Below are 19,802 nucleotides of genomic sequence, written 5' to 3'. Positions count from 1 at the left end.
TTTCCGTAACTATAACGACACATAATATAAAATCGTTTTCCATACTTGCTCTTTTCCCTGAGCTGTTTCAGAGGAAAACAGCAACAATGGGTCTGATTCTACCTTCTGTAAGTCTTTTGAAATAACATTTAGATGTTTCTGCCATTTCCCTTTTGGAATCTTATCGCTCTTTGTTGCAACGATAATGACAGGGATCTCAAAATGCTTAAGCCAACCGTACATCATTTTGTCATCTGCCGAGGGCGGATGACGTAAATCAACCAGTTGTACAACGGCTTTTAGTTGTTCGCGGTCTTGAAGATACATTTCAATCATTCTGCCCCATGCTTCACGTTCAGGCTTAGGTGCTTTCGCAAACCCGTATCCAGGAACGTCAACAAAATAAATCATTTCATTAATTTCGTAGAAGTTTAATGTTTGTGTTTTTCCTGGACGTTGGGATGTTCGTGCCAACGCTTTGCGATTAATCATTTTATTAATAAATGAGGACTTCCCAACATTGGATCGCCCTGATAAGGCAATTTCCGGCAACCTGGATGTTGGGTATTGTTCTCGTTTAACGGCAACATGTGCTAATTCGGCTTTTGTTACTTTCATTCTTTACTCTCCTAACGCGTTCTTGAGAACTTCATCTAAATGAGATACGAGAATGAAAGTCAAGTCGTTTCGCACGCTTTCCGGCACATCCTCTAGATCTTTCTCATTTTCTTCTGGGATAATAATCGTTGTTAATCCAGCGCGGTGGGCACTCATTGATTTTTCCTTAAGGCCTCCAATTGGAAGAACACGACCGCGAAGTGTAATTTCTCCAGTCATCCCTACTTCTTTTTTCACTTTACGACCTGTTAGTGCAGATACTAATGCCGTCGCCATCGTAATACCTGCCGAAGGCCCGTCCTTTGGCGTTGCTCCTTCTGGAACATGAATATGAATATCTAATTTTTCATTAAAAGCAGGATCAATATTCAATTCTTCTGAACGAGAACGAATGTAACTAAAAGCCGCTTGTGCGGATTCCTTCATCACATCGCCAAGTTTACCTGTCAGCGTCAATTTTCCTTTTCCAGGTGCAACGGATACTTCAATAGAAAGCGTGTCGCCGCCTACTGTTGTATAAGCAAGACCTGTGGCAGCACCTACTTGATCTTCAATCTCTGCTAGACCATAGCGGAATCTTGGTTTTCCAAGCAGTTCTTCGACCGTCTTAGCGGTGAGAATAACTTTCTTCTTTTCATTCGACACAATAATCTTCGCCGTTTTCCGGCAAAGCGTCGCCAATTGACGTTCTAGGCTACGAACACCTGCTTCACGTGTATAATAGCGAACGACTTTTTGTATTGCTTCATCTTTTACTTGAAGCATACCTTTGCTGAGACCATGATCTTTCATTTGCTTAGGAAGTAAGTAATTTTTCGCAATTTGAACTTTCTCGACTTCCGTGTATCCTGCAATTGAAATGATCTCCATCCGGTCCAAAAGTGGCCCAGGAATGGTTCCGATATTATTAGCCGTTGTAATAAACATGACTTTTGAAAGGTCATAAGGCTCTTCAATGTAATGATCGCTGAACGTATTGTTTTGTTCTGGATCTAAAACCTCTAACAGAGCAGCAGATGGATCTCCTCTAAAATCGTTAGCCATTTTATCGATTTCATCTAAAAGGAAGACCGGGTTAATCGAACCACTCTTTTTCATACCCTGAATGATACGTCCAGGCATCGCGCCGACATACGTACGACGATGGCCACGAATCTCAGCTTCATCTCTTACACCACCAAGAGAAATCCGAACAAATTTACGATTAAGAGAACGGGCAATTGACTTTGCTAAAGACGTCTTACCAACTCCCGGAGGTCCTGCTAAACAAAGAATCGGTCCTTTTAATTCACGGGTTAATTGCTGAACCGCTAAATACTCTAATACCCGTTCTTTTACCTTCTCAAGGCCATAGTGATCTTCATCCAATATTTCTTCTGCACGAATGACATCAAGCTGATCCTCTGTTTCGAATGTCCAAGGCAATTGAATAAGCCAATCAAGGTAGTTTCGTAAGACAGAACTTTCCGCCGAATTAGCAGGCATTTTTTCGTAGCGCTCTAATTCTTTTAACGCTTTTTCTTTTACCTGAGCAGGCATGTCCACCTCTTCGATTTTTTCACGTAGAGTCGATACTTCTCCGGTACGTCCTTCTTTGTCACCGAGTTCTTTTTGAATCGCCTTCATTTGTTCACGCAAATAATATTCTTTTTGCGTTTTTTCCATCGATTTTTTCACTCGTTGACCAATCTTTTTCTCAAGCCCAAGTACCTCTTGCTCATTATTTAAAATCTCAATCAATTTTAGCAAGCGATTTTTCACTGAATTAAGTTCAAGTAATTCCTGCTTTTGAGCGAGTTTAAGCGGGAGGTTCGCAGAAATAACATCAGCAAAATGACCCGGTTCACCAATATCTTTAACTGACGCTAATGTTTCCGCTGAGACTTTCTTGGAAACCTTTGTGTATTGTTCAAACATTGTCAGAAGATTTCGCATGAGAGCTTGAATTTCCGTTGTTAAAAAAGCATCTTCATCTTCAACGATTTCAGCATCTACTTGTAAAAAGTCATCACTCTTAACGAACTTTTCAATACGTGCACGCTGAAGTCCTTCAACGTGAATACGCACTGTGCCATTCGGAAGTTTTAATAGGTTTTTGACTTTTGCCAATGTTCCTACATGATAAATTTCGTCTTCAGTAGGATCATCTATTGAAATTTCCTTTTGAGTTGCAAGTAATATTTGATGGTCCGTTTCCATCACTTGTTCTAACGCCTGAACGGATTTAGGTCTTCCTACATCTAAATGCAAAACCATTGCAGGAAAAACGAGCAATCCGCGTAACGGCAGAAGCGGAATTTGTCGTCTATCGTTTGTATCGACCATCCGCACACACCTCCATATACATCCAATTTCCGAATCCAATAACTGAGTTAGCTGAATTCTTTTGGTGACTTCTCTTATGAAATGATCTTGTTCAATTTTATCTTATCACCATATGTTTGTCTAATTTAAACAGGGGCGATCGAAGGGTTTATCTTTGCACTAGCCGGAATAATCTCTTCTTCTGCTTGTTCAAATGCAAGTTCGAGAACCTCATCTAAGTGTTCAACAGCTACGACATCAATACCAGTGACATTTTGAAGCAATGCTTGTTCATTATCTTTAGGAATGATAACCGTTTTTGCACCAGCCAATTTAGCGGCTTCTACTTTAGCAACAACTCCACCAATTGGCTTTACGTTTCCATGAATTCCTAATTCACCCGTCATAGCAACTGTGTTTTTTACTTTTTCTTCACGGATTGCTGAATAAATCCCTGTTGCAATCGCTATACCCGCAGATGGACCATCGACTGGACCTCCTCCTGGGAAGTTTACATGTATGTCATAATCTTGTGTGGGGATTCCCATTCTTCTAAGTACGGTTACGACATTCTCGGCAGAGCCTTTGGCCATACTTTTTCTTTTAATTGACCGCATTTGGTTGCCTGTGCTTTCTTCCTCAGCAATCCCTGTTATATTCACAGATCCCTTGCCCGGATTATCAATGACATTAACTTCAATCTCAAGAAGCGCGCCAAGGTTAGGGCCATAGACGGCTAACCCGTTCACAAGGCCAACTGCAGATTTTAAATGGATTTTTCTTTCCGGCCTTGGTGCAATTTGGCTTGCATGTAAAACCCATTCCACATCAGCTAACGTAATTTCTTTACGCTCTTCCCCCGTCGCAATTCCAGCAGCAATTTGAACAATATTTACTGCTTCACGGCCATTTGTCGCGTATTTTGCAATTTGTTCAATCGCTCCCTCTTCTGTCTTGAAAGCAATTTTATCAGCTGCTTTTTTAGCAATCTTAATAATCTCTTTTGGTTTTAATGCACGAAAATAAACTTCTAAACAACGTGAGCGAATCGCAGGTGGTAATTCATCCGGCGTTCTCGTTGTAGCTCCAATCAATCTGAAGTCGGCTGGCAACCCTTTTTGAAAAATTTCATGAATGTGACGAGGAATCTGTTGATTCTCTTCACTATAATAAGCACTTTCTAAAAATACTTTCCTGTCCTCAAGAACCTTTAATAATTTGTTCAATTGAATGGAATGCAATTCTCCAATTTCGTCGATAAATAAGACACCACCATGTGCTTTTGTAACAGCACCATGCTTTGGCTGAGGAATACCAGCTTGTCCCATTGCTCCAGCTCCCTGATAAATAGGATCATGAACTGAGCCAATTAAAGGGTCTGCAATTCCTCGTTCATCAAACCGAGCTGTTGTTCCATCTAATTCCACAAAAACAGCTGCTTGTGAAAACGGAGACTGACCATTTTTTTTCGCTTCTTCTAATACAAGCCGTGCGGCAGCCGTTTTTCCAACACCTGGGGGCCCGTAAACAATAACATGCTGAGGATTAGGGCCACATAACGCAGCTCGCAGTGACCGAATACCTTCCTCTTGACCGACAATGTCTTCAAAACTAATAGGTCGAACCTTCTCAGATAATGGCTCGCTCAATGAAATGGCTCTCATCTTTCTTAGTTCTTCCATTTCTTTTCTTGATTCTCGGTCGATGGACACCTTCTGATTACGTTGGCTTTTTAGTAAATTCCAAAAGTAGACACCTATGATGACACCAAAGAAAAGTTGTACCACCAGTGCAATTCCAGTCCAATTCATGATGAAACCTCCCTGAAGTAGTCGTTTTGTTTCTTTTAGTATGACCGGGAAAAACAACACTAATCAAAGAAAGTTATGAGAATGATTGGAGAAAAAAGAAGGTTCTATAACAAGTCAATTGACCTCAATCACTCCATGAGGTTTAAATTTCTGCTTTATATATCGGAAACTACCACCAAAAATAAAAAACCGCTATGATATAAATTCATAGCGGGCGAAGCTCTTCACTAAAAATATGATGTTTACGCGCTCTCTTTTGGTTCTGTTTTAGACAACGAAATCTCCTGTCCATCAGCCGTTAATAAAGTAGGAGGCACATTTTCTGTTACACACTTGTCATTAATTATACATTTCACCACATCATCACGTGATGGTAAGTCAAACATTACATCGAGCATAAGCGTTTCAATGATCGAACGTAATCCACGTGCTCCTGTTTTACGTTCAATTGCCTTAAGGGCAATTTCGCGAAGAGCTGATTCTGAGAATTCAAGTTCTACTTCATCAAGCTCTAATAACTTTTTATATTGCTTTACTAACGCATTCTTTGGTTCTGTTAAAATTTCAACAAGTGCATCAACATCTAGTGGTTCTAAACTTGAAATAACCGGTAAACGTCCAATGAACTCAGGGATTAATCCAAAGCGAAGTAAATCTTCTGGTAGAACTTTCCCCAGATATTCACCTGGCTTCAGATCATCTTGCTTCACATCAGATCCAAACCCGATGACTTTTTTGCCTAAACGACGTTTGATAATTTGCTCGATCCCATCAAATGCTCCACCACAGATAAAGAGAACATTCGTTGTATCAATTTGGATAAATTCTTGATGAGGGTGCTTACGTCCACCTTGTGGGGGAACACTTGCACTCGTACCTTCTAGAATTTTAAGTAAAGCTTGTTGAACACCTTCACCTGAAACATCTCTTGTTATCGATGGATTCTCTGATTTACGAGCAACCTTGTCAATTTCATCAATGTAAATAATTCCTTTTTCAGCTTTTTCCACATCGTAATCTGCAGCTTGAATTAATTTAAGAAGAATGTTCTCTACATCTTCTCCAACATAACCAGCTTCTGTTAATGATGTAGCATCAGCAATCGCAAATGGCACATTAAGAATACGTGCTAATGTTTGAGCTAATAATGTTTTCCCACTACCTGTTGGTCCAATCATACAAATATTACTCTTTGCTAATTCAACTTCATCTGAACGGGATAAAGAATTAATTCGTTTGTAATGGTTATAAACCGCAACAGATAAAGACTTCTTCGCTCGGTCCTGTCCAATTACATAATCGCTTAAAATTTGTCTAATTTCACTTGGCTTTGGCACTTCTTGGAATTCAACTTCTTCCTCTGTACCTAATTCTTCCTCGACGATTTCTGTACAAAGTTCAATACATTCGTCACATATATACACACCGGGTCCGGCAACTAACTTACGAACTTGGTCTTGTGTTTTTCCACAAAAAGAACATTTAAGTTGTCCCTTTTCTTCATTGAATTTAAACATTCCATCTTCACCCCTCAAAAAATATTGTACCATCCTCTGCGTTTCTGCTTGTTCAATGAATGGACATGACAATACAATTAGCTATGAACTAAACGCTTCTATACAGTAATATAGAAACAATCATTTGCTCCGTTATTGTATCACACATGCTGTCTGAATCCCTAAAGATAACCCTTTTCAAACGATAGTAAGTACCAATCCTCTAAAAAACTGTTAATTCTGTAACCGTAATCCATATTAACGCTAATGAAAAAATAATATTATGTACTATATCTTTATAATTCGATATAGAAGTCATGTAATCATTGCTTGATTACTTCATCTTATGTATGGATTGATTATACATTCAAGATTCATTAAGAAAAATCCTTTTTATTAACGAAATCATTTTTTTCTAACTTTAAGTCCATTCTATATTAAGCTTGTTCAATATCGTTAATCTCCATACATGAGCAACGATAGTAAGGACTATAATCCTTTGTTTATGGAAAAACAAGGCGCGAACATTCGCACCTTGTCTACAGGATCTTTCTACAAGTTCTATTAAGTTTTTATGCTTTTTTACTATTCTCGACAAGAAATTCAACTGCTTTTTGAACTTTAAGATCGCCTTTAATTCCTTCAAGACCACCCTGAGCAGCAAAAATATTTTTAATTTCTTCCACTGGACGTTGGTACATCTCAGCCATTTTTTCAATTTCTTTATCTACATCTTCATCTGTAGCTTCAAGATTTTCTGCAATCGCAATCGCTTCTAAAGTAAGGTTTACACGTACACGCTTTTCACCATCTACTTTAAACTGTTCACGCATAGCAGCTTCATCTTGTCCAGAGAACTGGAAGTATAATTCAAGATTCATACCTTGACTTTGTAAACGTTGCTCAAATTCTTGTAGCATACGCTCAACTTCTGTGTTAACCATTGCTTCAGGAATATCAACCTTTGCATTTTCTGCAGCTTTTTCTACTAATGTATCACGAACTGCATGCTCAGCTTGCTGCACTTTATCTTTTGTTAATTTGTCTTTAAGTTGAGTTTTAAGCTCTTCTAATGTTTCTACTTCTTCGTTAGCATCTTTAGCGAATTCATCATCAAGTGCCGGTAATTCTTTTCGCTTGATGTCGTGTAGTTTCACTTTAAATGTTGCAGGCTTACCCGCTAAGTTTTCAGCATGATATTCTTCTGGAAACGAGACTTCAACGTCTTTTTCTTCTCCAGCCTTCAAACCAACTAATTGTTCTTCAAAACCTGGGATGAATTGACCTGAACCAATTTCAAGCGAGTAGTTCTCTGCTTGTCCACCTTCAAAAGCTTCACCATCAACAAAGCCCTCGAAATCAAACACAGCCGTATCGCCATTTTCAATTGCTCCATCTTCGACAACAACAAGTTCTGCTTGACGCTCTTGAATCTGCTTAAGTTCAGCATCTACATCTTCATCTGTAACTGTTGAATCTTGCTCTTCTACTTCAAGACCTTTGTATTCACCAAGTTCAACTTCTGGCTTTACAACTACTTTTGCTTTAAATACTAAAGTAGCTCCCTTTGCCATTGTCTCGACGTCGATTTCAGGGCGATCTACTGGCTCAATTCCAACTTCTTGAACGGCAGCACCATATGCTTCAGGTAATAAAATATCAAGAGCATCTTGATAAAGTGATTCAACACCAAATTGCTTTTCGAATAATGAACGAGGCACTTTCCCTTTACGGAATCCTGGTACATTAACCTTTTTTGATACTTTTTTAAACGCTTGATCTAAAGCTGCGTCAACCTTTTCAGCTGCTACATCAACTGTAAGAACGCCTTCATTACCTTCTAATTTTTCCCATTTTGTAGTCATTCTACTTTCCCTCCAACTATGCACATCTTCGTTTCCGAACGATAGATTTCTATTATCTTTGACAACCACTCTAGTATACCATAACGTTGATTCATTTCAAATAGAACTGCTATGTTTGTTGTTATTGACTATCAAATTCAGATCCATCGATTTGATACGTAATGGCTTCAAGCTCTTTCACTTCTTTTACTTTTTGAAAAAAATAGTAAAGCTGATCTTCATATTGCTCTTTCAATCTTTCTTCTTCTTGCTCTATACCGACTCTTTCAGCAGCACAGAATTGAAAAACATCTGCCCAAAGTTTTTCTTCTTTCGGCTCCGGTAGAAAAGGGTAGAGTGCCCACAAATAAGTTGAACTTAGCTGTTTAGCCAATTCAAACAATAAAGGATCTGTATGTTCAAGTTCATGACTTAATAAATCTAGTATTTGCTCATGAAAAGTTTGTTGATAATTATGTGACAGTTCACTTGGAACGACAGCCATTTCTCTGCCCTGCTTATTAATATGTATCGTTTCGGTATACCCTTTATCCTTCAAAGCATGTAAAGCCATACTTTGAAGGATATAGTCACGATTTTCTTTTTTTAAAAATTCATATAACCAGTTTGTCGCTTCTGGATTTTCTATTTCCTTCAGCTGTTGAATCGCTTTTGATTGCAAAACAAGAACGTCAGACTCAAGCATCGTTTTTAGGTCAAGTGAAATGGGTTCGTCTTTTGCATCTTGCTGACTAAGCCACTCTTGATCGCCCACCATCTGCCGACTAAAATGCAATAATTGATAAAATGATTCCGCGTATTGTGATGGAAATTGGTTTTCTGATAAAACAGCATCAAGGATATTGACGACATCCTGATAGTTTCCCAACTGAACGAGCAGAGAGATATGTACTTGTAAGTTCTCATAATAATCACCAATATCTTCACGTAGTAAACTATCGGTATGCTCGACTGCTTCTTCTAACCTTCCTAGTTCAACAAGGCTCAGCATTTTCCCAAATAACACTTGAGGGTTTTCCGGCTCATACTCCTCAGCTGAAAGAAAAAATTCATAGGCCAAATTCCCTTCTTTGTCTTTTAGAGCGTCCATCCCTTTTTCAATCAGACGCTTTACAAGGCCGGGATATAGTATCACATTTTCTTTTTTATGTATTCGTTTATCCACCAGAACCGCTCCACTCTGCAATGAGTTTTTATGCGTGCTCAAAAAGTGGTGACGCTAACACGCCCTCGACGTGAGGGATAGACTTTTTGAACATCTTCGTTCCTATAAGTTTATCAGTTACCACTAAGCATTACAATCGTTGTTAAGTAGAGAAAAAGTGACTCCAATTAGCCTAGTGGCTATTTATAGAGTCACCCTTTGATGTGATTTATATCCTATCCAAAAAACAAGAGCAAAGATTTTAATCTGCCTACTGAAAACCAATCGAAGCTAGCACAATAAACCAGTAGCGGCTTCGCTCATTAATTACCTTTTTTCGTAAGCCATGATCTTCTCTTCATAGTTAAGAGTTAGACCAATTTCATCCCAACCATTAACGAGCATTTCTTTCCAATATGGATCAATTTCAAAAGCTGCTTCAAATCCTTCTCCGCTAATCGTTTGATTTTCTAAACTCACACTCAGTTCATACACATCGTTAGCTCCTTTATTAAGAAGCTGAAAGACCTTTTGCTCATCTAATCGAATTGGAAGCATACCATTTTTCACACAGTTATTATAGAAAATATCGGCAAAACTTGGTGCAATAATGACTTTAAATCCAAAGTCATTTAATGCCCAAGGTGCATGCTCACGGGAGGATCCACAACCAAAGTTATGCCCAGCTACAAGAATGGATGCTCCTTGATTATGTTCTTGATTCAGTTCAAATTTTGGATCTGGCTTTCCATCTGGCAAAAAACGCCAGTCATAAAATAAAAACTGACCAAAACCAGTGCGTTCCACTCGCTTTAAAAATTGTTTCGGAATAATCTGATCGGTATCGACGTTTACTCGATCTAGTGAGGCGATGATTCCTTTATGATTCACAATTGGTTCCATTGTTTTCTCCTCCTATTGTGTGACTTGCTGAGTCTTCCATTCACGAATATCGACAAAATGACCTGCAATAGCAGCAGCTGCAGCCATCTGTGGACTTACTAAATGAGTACGTGCTCCTTTTCCTTGACGTCCCTCAAAGTTGCGGTTTGAAGTTGATGCACAGCGCTCTCCTTCAGGAACAACGTCTGGATTCATACTTAAGCACATGCTACAACCTGAACTACGCCATTCAAAACCAGCATCAATAAAGATCTTATCAAGCCCTTCTGCTTCTGCACGTTGTTTAACTTTCTGTGAACCTGGGACAACAAGAGCTCGAACATGATCGGCGACTTTTTGTCCTTGAATTACACCCGCTGCTGCCCGTAAATCACTAAGGCGCGAATTGGTACAGGAGCCAATAAAAACATGTTGAATGCTAATTTCAGAAACAGGAGTTCCTGGTGTCAATTCCATATAATCTAATGCTTGTTTGATCGCACGTTTATCTGTATCTGTTTTTCCATCTTCCTGCGACGGTACCGCTTTTGAAATCCCAACTCCTTGTGACGGATTCGTCCCCCACGTGACCATTGGTTCAATTTCAGTAGCATCGATTGTAACAACTCGATCATAGCTAGCTCCCTCATCCGTTGCTAGTGACTTCCAGTCTTCTACAATTTGAGTGAAGGCCTCACCTGAAGGAACCTGTTGTCTTCCTTCTAAGTAATCAAATGTCACTTGATCTGGACTAATTAAGCCAGCTTTTGCTCCTGCTTCAATTGACATATTACAAATCGTCATTCTCTCTTCCATTGTCAATCCACGAATAGCTTCTCCCGTAAACTCAATAACTGAGCCTGTGCCGACATCGACTCCGAATTTTGAAATGATCGCTAAAATGACATCTTTTGCTGAAATGTCTGAAGCTAGTTTACCTGTTACGCGAACTTCAAGTGTTTTTGGTCTCGATTGCCATAATGTTTGAGTAGCAAGAACATGTTCTACTTCACTTGTTCCAATCCCAAAAGCAAGCGCACCAAACGCACCATGTGTAGATGTGTGACTATCTCCACAAACGATCGTTTTTCCTGGCTGAGTTAAACCAAGCTCTGGACCAATAACATGGACAATTCCATTCTCTGGATGTTCTAGATTAGCTAGATCAATTCCAAACTCGTTACAGTTTCGCTCAAGTGTCTCGATTTGCGTTTTAGCAATTTGATCTGAGATATCATAGCGATTAACAGTAGGTACATTATGATCCATCGTTGCAAACGTTAAATCAGGACGTCTCACTTTACGATTCGCTAAGCGTAAACCTTCAAATGCTTGTGGCGAAGTCACTTCATGTACTAAGTGTAAATCAATATAGAGGAGAGTTGGCTTTCCTGCTTCTGCGATAACCTCATGTTTTTCCCAAATCTTCTCAATGATCGTTTTAGGTGCCATTGTTCGTTCCTCCTCTTCATTCTTCTTTTATTTATAGTAAAAAGATGACTTTAATAAACGTTTTCCCCTCATTTATGAAGTCATCTAATTAGAGGTTGTTCCAAAAGGTTGTTTTTACCTTTTGAAACAACCTCGTAGCAATGTGCAGAACTGCATCATTTATAAACTGTTTGTATTAAACGTTTACAGCTTTTTCTCCAAGTGCTTCAATCACTCTATCCGTCATTTCAACTGTAGATAGAACTTTAGATTGGTCATTTGTCAGATCAGCCGTTCTATATCCTTTTTCTAGCACGTCATGAATTGCTTCTTGAAGTGCATTCGCTTCATCAGGCATTTGAAATGCAAACGTCAGCATCATCGTTAAAGATGAAAGTGTCGCTAACGGATTCGCAATTCCCTTTCCAGCAATATCAGGAGCAGACCCATGAATAGGTTCAAATAACCCTGGCCCATCCTGGCTCATACTTGCAGAAGGAAGCATTCCTAAAGAACCCGTAATCATCGACGCTTCATCGCTTAAAATATCTCCAAACATATTCTCTGTCACCATCACATCGAACTGTCTTGGGTTTCGAATAAGCTGCATCGCTGCATTATCAACAAGCATATGGCTATACGTTACTTCTGGATAATCCTTCGCTACTTCATCGACCGTTTCTCTCCAAAGGCGACTTGACTCCAACACATTCGCTTTATCTACAGACGTTAATTGTCCACGGCGTTCTTTCGCAAATTCGAAGCCTTTGCGAACAATGCGTTCAATTTCACTGCGAGAATAAACAAGTGTATCAATTGCGGTCTCTTGTGCACCTTCGCCTCTACGTTCACGCGGCTCTCCAAAGTATATTCCCCCCGTTAATTCTCTTAAGATTAGAAGGTCTACCCCTTCGATAATCTCATTCTTAAGTGGAGAAGCTTCTGCCAGAGAATCATAAATCGTAACGGGACGAAGGTTCGCAAATAGCTCAAGCTGCTTACGAAGACCAAGCAACCCTTGTTCAGGGCGCTGATGTCCAGGAAGCGTCTCCCATTTAGGTCCACCGACCGCTCCTAGTAAAACCGCATCACTCTGTTTACAAATGGAAAGTGTTTCTTCTGGTAAAGGTGAGCCCGTTTTATCAATTGCAACTCCACCAAGATCTCCATAAACAAATTCAAATTCATGCTTATATAAGCGAGCAATCTCGTTTAAAACCTTCGTCGCTGACTCACATACTTCTGGTCCTATTCCATCACCAGGGAGAATAGCAATTCGTTTTTTCATTGATTCTTCCTCCCAATTAAATCTTTAGTGGATTTGTTCGTTGTTCATTAAATAACTTACGACTAATGGTACGGTTCACCGCATTAATATACGCTTTCGCTGAAGCTTCAAGGACATCATGAGCTGTTCCGCGACCAGACGATTCAGTTCCATCATACTGTACCGTCACATACACCTCTGCAAGAGAGTCACGACCAGCTGTTGTCGATTGAATGCGATAATCCATTAATAGAATTGGTTCATCCACTACACGCTCTAATGTGTTGTAGATTGCCTCTACGCTACCAGATCCCGTTCCAGCTTCTTGAACCGTTTCTCCGTTTGGAAGTTTAATCGTAATCGTAGCCGTAGGGATGTTCGTTGTACCATAATTAACTTGTAATGTTTCAAGTCCATAATGAGAAACAGCAGAACCTACCGTTGCTTCCGTCATTAAAGCAAATAAATCTTCTTCGGTAATATCTTTTTTCTTATCAGCTAGATCTTTAAACGCCACAAATGTTTTTTGCAACTGTTCGTCTGACCCATTAAAGCCAAGTTCTACTAACTTATCTTTAAATGCATGACGGCCTGAATGTTTCCCGAGAACCATTCGATTAGATGAAACACCAACTAGTTCCGGCGTAATAATTTCATAAGTCTCTTTGTTTTTCAAGACGCCATCTTGGTGGATGCCTGATTCATGTGCAAAGGCATTCGCTCCAACAACCGCTTTATTACTCGGAACAACCATTCCTGTTAATTTACTAACAAGAGTACTTGTTCTCTTAATTTCTTTTAACGTTAAGCCTGTTTTCGCTTGGTAATGATCTTGACGAATGTTAAGTGCAACGGCAATTTCTTCTAGTGCTGCATTCCCTGCACGTTCACCAATTCCATTCACCGTACACTCAACTTGACCAGCTCCGTTTTGAATCGCTGCTAATGAATTGGCAACTGCCATGCCTAAATCATCGTGATTGTGAGTAGAAAGAATCGCTTTATCGATATTTGGCACATTTTCAGATACATAACGGAACATTTGACCAATTTCATAAGGAGTCGTGTAACCAACTGTATCTGGAAGATTAATGACGGTAGCTCCGGCATCGATTACTTCACGAATAATTCTTGCTAAGAATGGTAAGTCAGAGCGACTTGCATCTTCAGCTGACCATTGCACGTGTGGAAATTTCGCAGCAGCCTGCTTCACGGCAGCTACCGCATTTTCCACAACTTGATCCGGTGTCATCCGAAGTTTATATTCCATATGGATGGGAGAAGTGGCAATAAAAACGTGTATTCTTGGTTCTACACTTTCCTTTAGTGCTTCCCAAGTCGTTTCAATTTCACGCTCAAGTGAACGGGAAAGGCCTGTGATTGAGCTGCCCTTTACAGTTTGGGCGATCGCTTTAACCGAAGCAAAATCTCCTTGAGAGGAGGCTGGAAATCCAGCCTCAATAATATCTACACCCAAGCGTTCTAGTTGCTTCGCAATCTCAAGCTTCTCTTGAAAGTTTAAATTCACACCTGCTGACTGTTCGCCGTCTCTTAGCGTGGTATCGAAAACATTAATCTTACGCACTTTAACCACTCCTTAGATTTTAGATTTTGCCTTTACGAATGGCATCATTTCACGCAATTCACGACCAACTACTTCAATCGGATGTTGGCTCTCTGCTCTTGTGATTGCAGTGAATTCAGGACGATTTGCTTGGTTTTCAAGAATCCATCCTTTTGCAAATTTACCAGTTTGGATATCTGTAAGAACTTTCTTCATCGCTTTCTTCGTATCTTCTGTTACGATTTGAGGACCCGCTACATAATCTCCCCATTGTGCTGTATCAGAGATAGAATAACGCATTGTTTCTAATCCACCTTCATACATAAGGTCAACAATTAACTTTAACTCATGTAAACATTCAAAGTAAGCCACTTCAGGTTGGTACCCTGCTTCTACTAGTGTTTCAAAACCAGCTTTAACTAGTGCAGATGCTCCCCCACATAGTACAGCTTGCTCTCCGAAAAGATCTGTTTCTGTTTCTTCTTGGAATGTTGTTTCTAATACACCAGCACGAGCCGAACCAATTTGCTTCGCATAAGCAAGAGCTATTTCTTTTGCGTTACCAGTTGCATCTTGGTATACAGCGATTAGTCCAGGTACACCGCCGCCTTCTTCAAATACACGACGTACTAAGTGACCAGGTCCTTTTGGTGCTGCTAGAAATACGTCAACATTGCTTGGTGGTACGATTTGATTAAAGTGAATGTTGAAACCATGTGCAAATGCAAGGGTTTTTCCTTCTGTTAATTCAGGCTCAATTTCATTTTTGTAAACCGTTGGTTGAAGCTCATCTGGAAGAAGGATCATAATTAAATCAGCTTGAGCTGCTGCTTCGCGAACAGTCATAACATCAAAACCATCTTCTACTGCTTTATCCCAAGACTTACCAGGGCGTAGACCAACGATTACGTCTTGACCACTTTCACGCATATTTAGTGAATGAGCATGACCTTGTGAGCCATAACCAATTACTGCTACCTTTTTTCCTGTTAAAACTGCTTCTTTAACGTCTGAATTGTAATATACCTTTGCCATAATGAATCTCTCCTCTTTGTTTAAATAATTATATTTTTTGAATTATGAATTCACTAGATTAATTAATGAGTGTTAGTCGATATGGATCTGTTACAGGTTTTTTCGTGCTACGATTAAAGGCGGTTATACCCGTCCGAGCAATTTCTTTAATTCCATAAGGACGAAGCAAATCGATAAACGCTTCAACTTTGGAATGATCCCCTGTAATTTGAATCGTCATGGACTCACGACCGACATCAATAATTGTTGCTCTAAATGGGTTAACAAGTGCAGCCACTTCCCCACGTTGTTGTGGTGTTACAACAATTTTCACAAGAGCGAGCTCTCTTGCAACAATCGACTCATCTGTTATATCTTTTACTTTTAACACATCAACTTGTTTGTTGAGTTGTTTAATCACTTGTTCAACATTTTGCATGCTATCAACAGCCACAACAAAAGTCATTCTTGAAACGGCTGGATTTTCAGTGACCCCTACTGTAATGCTTTCGATATTATAATGTCGTCTAGCAAACAAGCCAGTAATACGGTTCAGCACACCAGTCGTGTTATTCACTAAGGCCGTAATGGTTCTTTTCATAGTGGCTTAACCCCCTCCATTTGATGTTGCCCTTTACCAGGCGAGATCATTGGATACACATTCTCTTCCTTGGCAACTCGAACATCCATTAATACAGGACCAGGATGAGCAAGCATTTCCTCTAATGCCCCTTTTAAGTCTGAAAGATGATCGACTCTAATCCCTTTAATGTCATAAGCATCTGCTAACTTGACAAAATTAGGCTGGACTGGGAATAAAGAATTAGAATAACGTTCACCATGAAACAATTGCTGCCATTGTCTTACCATTCCAAGCGAGGCATTGTTTACAATGACAATTTTTACAGGAAGATTTAATTCTTGTAAGAGTGATAACTCTTGAGCTGTCATTTGAAAACCAGCGTCTCCAATTACGGCAACAACTGGAGAATCTGGTTCTGCAAACTGCGCTCCAATTGCAGCAGGGAAACCAAATCCCATTGTTCCAAGTCCTCCTGAGGTTACCCAACGATTTGGTTTATTAAACCGATAGAATTGAGCCGACCACATTTGATGTTGACCAACATCAGTCGTGACAATCGCTTCTCCATTGGTCACCTCATGAATCAATTCAATCAAGTTTTGTGGTTTAATTGTTTCTCCATCTTCCTTATACCAAAGAGGATATTCTTGCTTCATTCCCTTTAACTTTGCACACCATTCTGTTGTATCACCAAGCGTTCCTTGCTCATCTAGTAACATTTGAATAGCTAGTTTCGCATCACCTACAACCGGAATTTCAGTTTTAATGTTTTTTCCGATTTCTGCTGGGTCAATATCAATATGAACAACACGTGCATTAGGAGCAAAATATTCTAAATTTCCAGTTAAACGGTCATCAAAGCGAGCGCCGATACTGATTAAAAGGTCTGATTCGTAAATAGCCATATTGGCTGTGTAAGTTCCGTGCATTCCACCCATTCCTAAAAATAGATCATGATCACCCGGAAAACTACCTAAGCCTAGTAATGTATTTACCACGGGAATTTTCGTTTTCTCAACGTAATTTAATAACTCTTCTGAAGCTTTACCATGTAGAACTCCTGCTCCCGCTAAAATCACGGGGCTTTTCGCTTCAGATACGGCATCTACAACTTTTCTAATCTGTAAGCGATTCGGAACGATAGTTGGTTGATAGCCAGGAAGATTGACTTCAGATTCGTAATCAAAGACTCCTGTTGCTAGAGACACATCTTTTGGTAGATCGATTAACACGGGTCCTGGTCGACCTGTAGTTGCAATATGAAAAGCTTCCTTTATGATTCTAGGAAATTCATCGACAGAACGAACTTGATAATTATGCTTTGTGATCGGCATCGTTATGCCAATTATATCGGCTTCTTGGAATGCATCTGTTCCGATGAGTGTTGACGCAACTTGACCTGTTATCACGACAAGAGGAAGAGAGTCAATCATTGCATCTGCGATTCCCGTAATTACATTTGTCGCTCCAGGCCCAGAAGTAACAATACAAACACCTGGTTTTCCTGAAACTCTAGCGTATCCTTCCGCTGCATGAATAGCGCCTTGTTCATGTCTGGCTAACACATGATGAATTCCCGTTTTGTAAATTTCATCATATGTTGGTAGAATCGCACCACCCGGATAACCAAAAATGACATCGACACCTTCTTTAGCAAGTGCTTCAATTAACATACTTGAGCCAGATAATTCTTTTGGCTTTTCGTTTGTTTCTTGCTCAATGTTTTTTAGTTTTGTACTCATTTCAATCGTGCCTCCTTTTATAATCTTGTTTATTTATACAATATTTCGGCTCCACTCATTGCTTCGTTTTGTTAAAAAAGGCAAGAACGGCCTTTTTTAACAAAACTCAAAAAAATCTTTCCACCCCATATAAGCCACTTGAATGTAGCTGAAGGGGTGAAAAGATTAATCTTTCCACGGTACCACCCTTATTCATTGAACGTATTTGATCGTTCAATCTTATGGATAAGCTTCCACTTATCACGTTTTAATAACGAGTGCTGTGAACACCCGACCATTCCTACTTAAGTTCAGAATGATACTCGGAGGCGAGTTTCATCAAAGTTGACAACACCGCATTTCAGCTTCACGGCTCTCTGTTGAAGTCAGTCCTTGACTACTTTTCCTCTTCTACGTTTTAGTATTTTAAATTTTCATGACCGCGCCTGTATTAGCCGAAGTGACTAACTTTGCATATCTAGCAAGATAACCTTTTTTCACTTTTGGTTCTGGCTCAACCCAGCCTTCTTTACGCTCGGCATGAACTTCTTCTGATACGAGCCATTCTATTGTTCTATTCGTTAAATCTATACGAATTAGATCACCGTCTTTAACAAAAGCAATTGGACCACCGTCTGCTGCTTCTGGGGAAATATGACCAATTGAAATTCCTCTAGACGCACCTGAGAAACGACCATCCGTGATAAGAGCTACTTTCGTTCCTAAACCTCTACCAGCGATAGCAGATGTCGGTGCTAACATTTCTGGCATTCCAGGTCCACCTTTAGGACCTTCATAGCGTATGACGACAACATGTCCTGCTCGAACTAGACCGTCGTCAATCCCTTTTTGTGCTTCTTCCTGAGAGTTGAAAACAATTGCTTCTCCTTCAAAAACTTTAATAGAAGGATCAACAGCTCCTACTTTAATAACTCCTCCATCTGGCGCGATGTTGCCATATAGGATAGAAAGGCCACCAACTTGGCTATACGGATTTTCTTTACGACGAATGACATCATCATTAGTAATTTCTGCATGTTTTACATTTTCATACAAGCTTTTTCCAGTAATCGTAATTCTATCTGGGTGAATTGCACCTTCGATCGAACAAAGCTCTTTAATGATTGCACTAACACCACCTGCGTGGTGTACGTCATCCATTGAATAATCAGAAGCTGGACTAATCTTAGATAAATAAGGAACTCGTTCAGCAACGAGATTAATTCTATCTAAATCATAGTCAATTTCAGCCTCATTTGCAATTGCCAATGTATGAAGAACGGTATTCGTTGATCCTCCCATTGCCATATCAAGTGCGAACGCATCATCAATTGTTTCTTCTGTAATTATATCACGAGGACGAATGTCTTTTTCAATTAAATTCATTAAGTGCATCGCAGCATCTTTGATTAATTGGTGACGATCATTTGAAGTAGCGACAATTGTTCCATTACCTGGTAGTGCCAACCCAAGCATCTCCATTAATGAGTTCATTGAGTTTGCCGTAAACATACCAGAACAAGATCCACAAGTTGGGCAAGCTGTCTGTTCAATTTCAAGGAGTTCTTCCCTTGTCATATTACCTGACGCAAATGAACCTACACCTTCAAAGACAGACACAAGTGACAAGTTTTTCCCGTCTTTTGTTTTTCCTGCCTCCATTGGGCCACCTGAAACGAATACAGATGGTACATTTGTTCTAACTGACGCCATTAACATACCTGGTGTAATTTTGTCACAGTTTGGAATGTAAAATACACCATCAAACCAGTGAGCATTAATTACTGTCTCAGCAGCATCACAGATGATTTCACGACTTGGAAGTGAATAACGCATTCCAATATGTCCCATTGCAATTCCATCATCTACCCCAATTGTATTGAATTCAAACGGAATTCCTCCAGCTTCACGGATCGCTTGCTTAGCTACTTCTGCGAACTTATTTAAATGCATATGACCAGGAATAATATCAATGTAAGAGTTACAGACACCAATAAATGGTTTATCCATATCCTCATCTTTTACACCAGCTGCTCGAAGTAGGCTTCGATGTGGCGCTCGATCAATTCCCTTTTTTATCATGTTACTTCTCATAGTACCCGCTCCCTAATTCGTTGCTTCTC

General features: G+C 39.7%; 14 protein-coding genes and 1 other annotated feature. All 14 genes read right to left on the bottom strand.

Annotated features, from left to right (window positions below):
* Positions 1–9: 9 nt before the first annotated feature.
* Positions 10–597: a ribosome biogenesis GTP-binding protein YihA/YsxC gene (gene yihA, locus LDX58_RS10010; protein WP_227936693.1), complete on the bottom strand. Its 588-nt coding sequence runs from the start codon at positions 595–597 to the stop codon at positions 10–12.
* Between the two features lie 3 nt (positions 598–600).
* A complete protein-coding gene (gene lon, locus LDX58_RS10005; protein ID WP_227936692.1) occupies positions 601–2,922 on the bottom strand; it encodes an endopeptidase La in 2,322 nt (773 codons plus the stop codon).
* 125 nt (positions 2,923–3,047) lie between these two features.
* Entirely contained in the window at positions 3,048–4,712 is a 1,665-nt protein-coding gene (gene lonB / locus LDX58_RS10000; protein ID WP_227936691.1) for an ATP-dependent protease LonB, read from the bottom strand.
* A 242-nt stretch (positions 4,713–4,954) separates the two neighbouring features.
* The gene (gene clpX, locus LDX58_RS09995) at positions 4,955–6,229 is read right to left on the bottom strand and encodes an ATP-dependent protease ATP-binding subunit ClpX (RefSeq protein WP_227936690.1); all 1,275 of its coding nucleotides are present in this window, start codon (positions 6,227–6,229) and stop codon (positions 4,955–4,957) included.
* A 551-nt stretch (positions 6,230–6,780) separates the two neighbouring features.
* Positions 6,781–8,073, bottom strand: a complete 1,293-nt coding sequence (gene tig, locus LDX58_RS09990; protein ID WP_227936689.1) for a trigger factor — start codon at positions 8,071–8,073, stop codon at positions 6,781–6,783.
* 121 nt (positions 8,074–8,194) lie between these two features.
* Positions 8,195–9,238, bottom strand: a complete 1,044-nt coding sequence (locus LDX58_RS09985; protein ID WP_227936688.1) for a tetratricopeptide repeat protein — start codon at positions 9,236–9,238, stop codon at positions 8,195–8,197.
* Between the two features lie 306 nt (positions 9,239–9,544).
* The gene (gene leuD, locus LDX58_RS09980) at positions 9,545–10,120 is read right to left on the bottom strand and encodes a 3-isopropylmalate dehydratase small subunit (RefSeq protein WP_227936687.1); all 576 of its coding nucleotides are present in this window, start codon (positions 10,118–10,120) and stop codon (positions 9,545–9,547) included.
* Positions 10,121–10,132: 12 nt separating this feature from the next.
* Complete coding sequence (gene leuC / locus LDX58_RS09975) at positions 10,133–11,551, bottom strand: 3-isopropylmalate dehydratase large subunit (protein WP_227936686.1); 1,419 nt, start codon at positions 11,549–11,551, stop codon at positions 10,133–10,135.
* 175 nt (positions 11,552–11,726) lie between these two features.
* Complete coding sequence (gene leuB, locus LDX58_RS09970) at positions 11,727–12,818, bottom strand: 3-isopropylmalate dehydrogenase (protein ID WP_227936685.1); 1,092 nt, start codon at positions 12,816–12,818, stop codon at positions 11,727–11,729.
* Positions 12,819–12,834: 16 nt separating this feature from the next.
* Positions 12,835–14,382 carry a 2-isopropylmalate synthase gene (locus LDX58_RS09965; protein WP_227936684.1) on the bottom strand — a complete coding sequence of 516 codons (1,548 nt, stop codon included), beginning with the start codon at positions 14,380–14,382 and terminating at the stop codon, positions 12,835–12,837.
* A gap of 12 nt (positions 14,383–14,394) precedes the next feature.
* Complete coding sequence (gene ilvC, locus LDX58_RS09960; protein ID WP_227936683.1) at positions 14,395–15,396, bottom strand: ketol-acid reductoisomerase; 1,002 nt, start codon at positions 15,394–15,396, stop codon at positions 14,395–14,397.
* Between the two features lie 58 nt (positions 15,397–15,454).
* On the bottom strand, positions 15,455–15,976 hold the full coding sequence (ilvN, locus tag LDX58_RS09955; protein ID WP_227936682.1) for an acetolactate synthase small subunit: 522 nt from the start codon (positions 15,974–15,976) through the stop codon (positions 15,455–15,457).
* On the bottom strand, positions 15,973–17,700 hold the full coding sequence (gene ilvB / locus LDX58_RS09950) for an acetolactate synthase large subunit (protein WP_227936681.1): 1,728 nt from the start codon (positions 17,698–17,700) through the stop codon (positions 15,973–15,975). Before ilvB ends, ilvN begins: the two co-directional genes overlap by 4 nt.
* Before the next feature lie 149 nt (positions 17,701–17,849).
* Positions 17,850–18,102: a binding site (T-box leader), on the bottom strand.
* Positions 18,103–18,105: 3 nt separating this feature from the next.
* Positions 18,106–19,773, bottom strand: a complete 1,668-nt coding sequence (gene ilvD, locus LDX58_RS09945; protein ID WP_227936680.1) for a dihydroxy-acid dehydratase — start codon at positions 19,771–19,773, stop codon at positions 18,106–18,108.
* Between the last annotated feature and the right edge of the window lie 29 nt (positions 19,774–19,802).

It is taken from the genome of Alkalihalobacillus deserti (assembly GCF_020734105.1).
GTDB classification, from domain to species: Bacteria; Bacillota; Bacilli; order Bacillales; family Bacillaceae_D; genus Halalkalibacter; species Halalkalibacter deserti.
The sequence above is the reverse complement of the archived record's forward strand: the minus strand, read 5'-3'. Positions and strand labels throughout refer to the sequence as shown.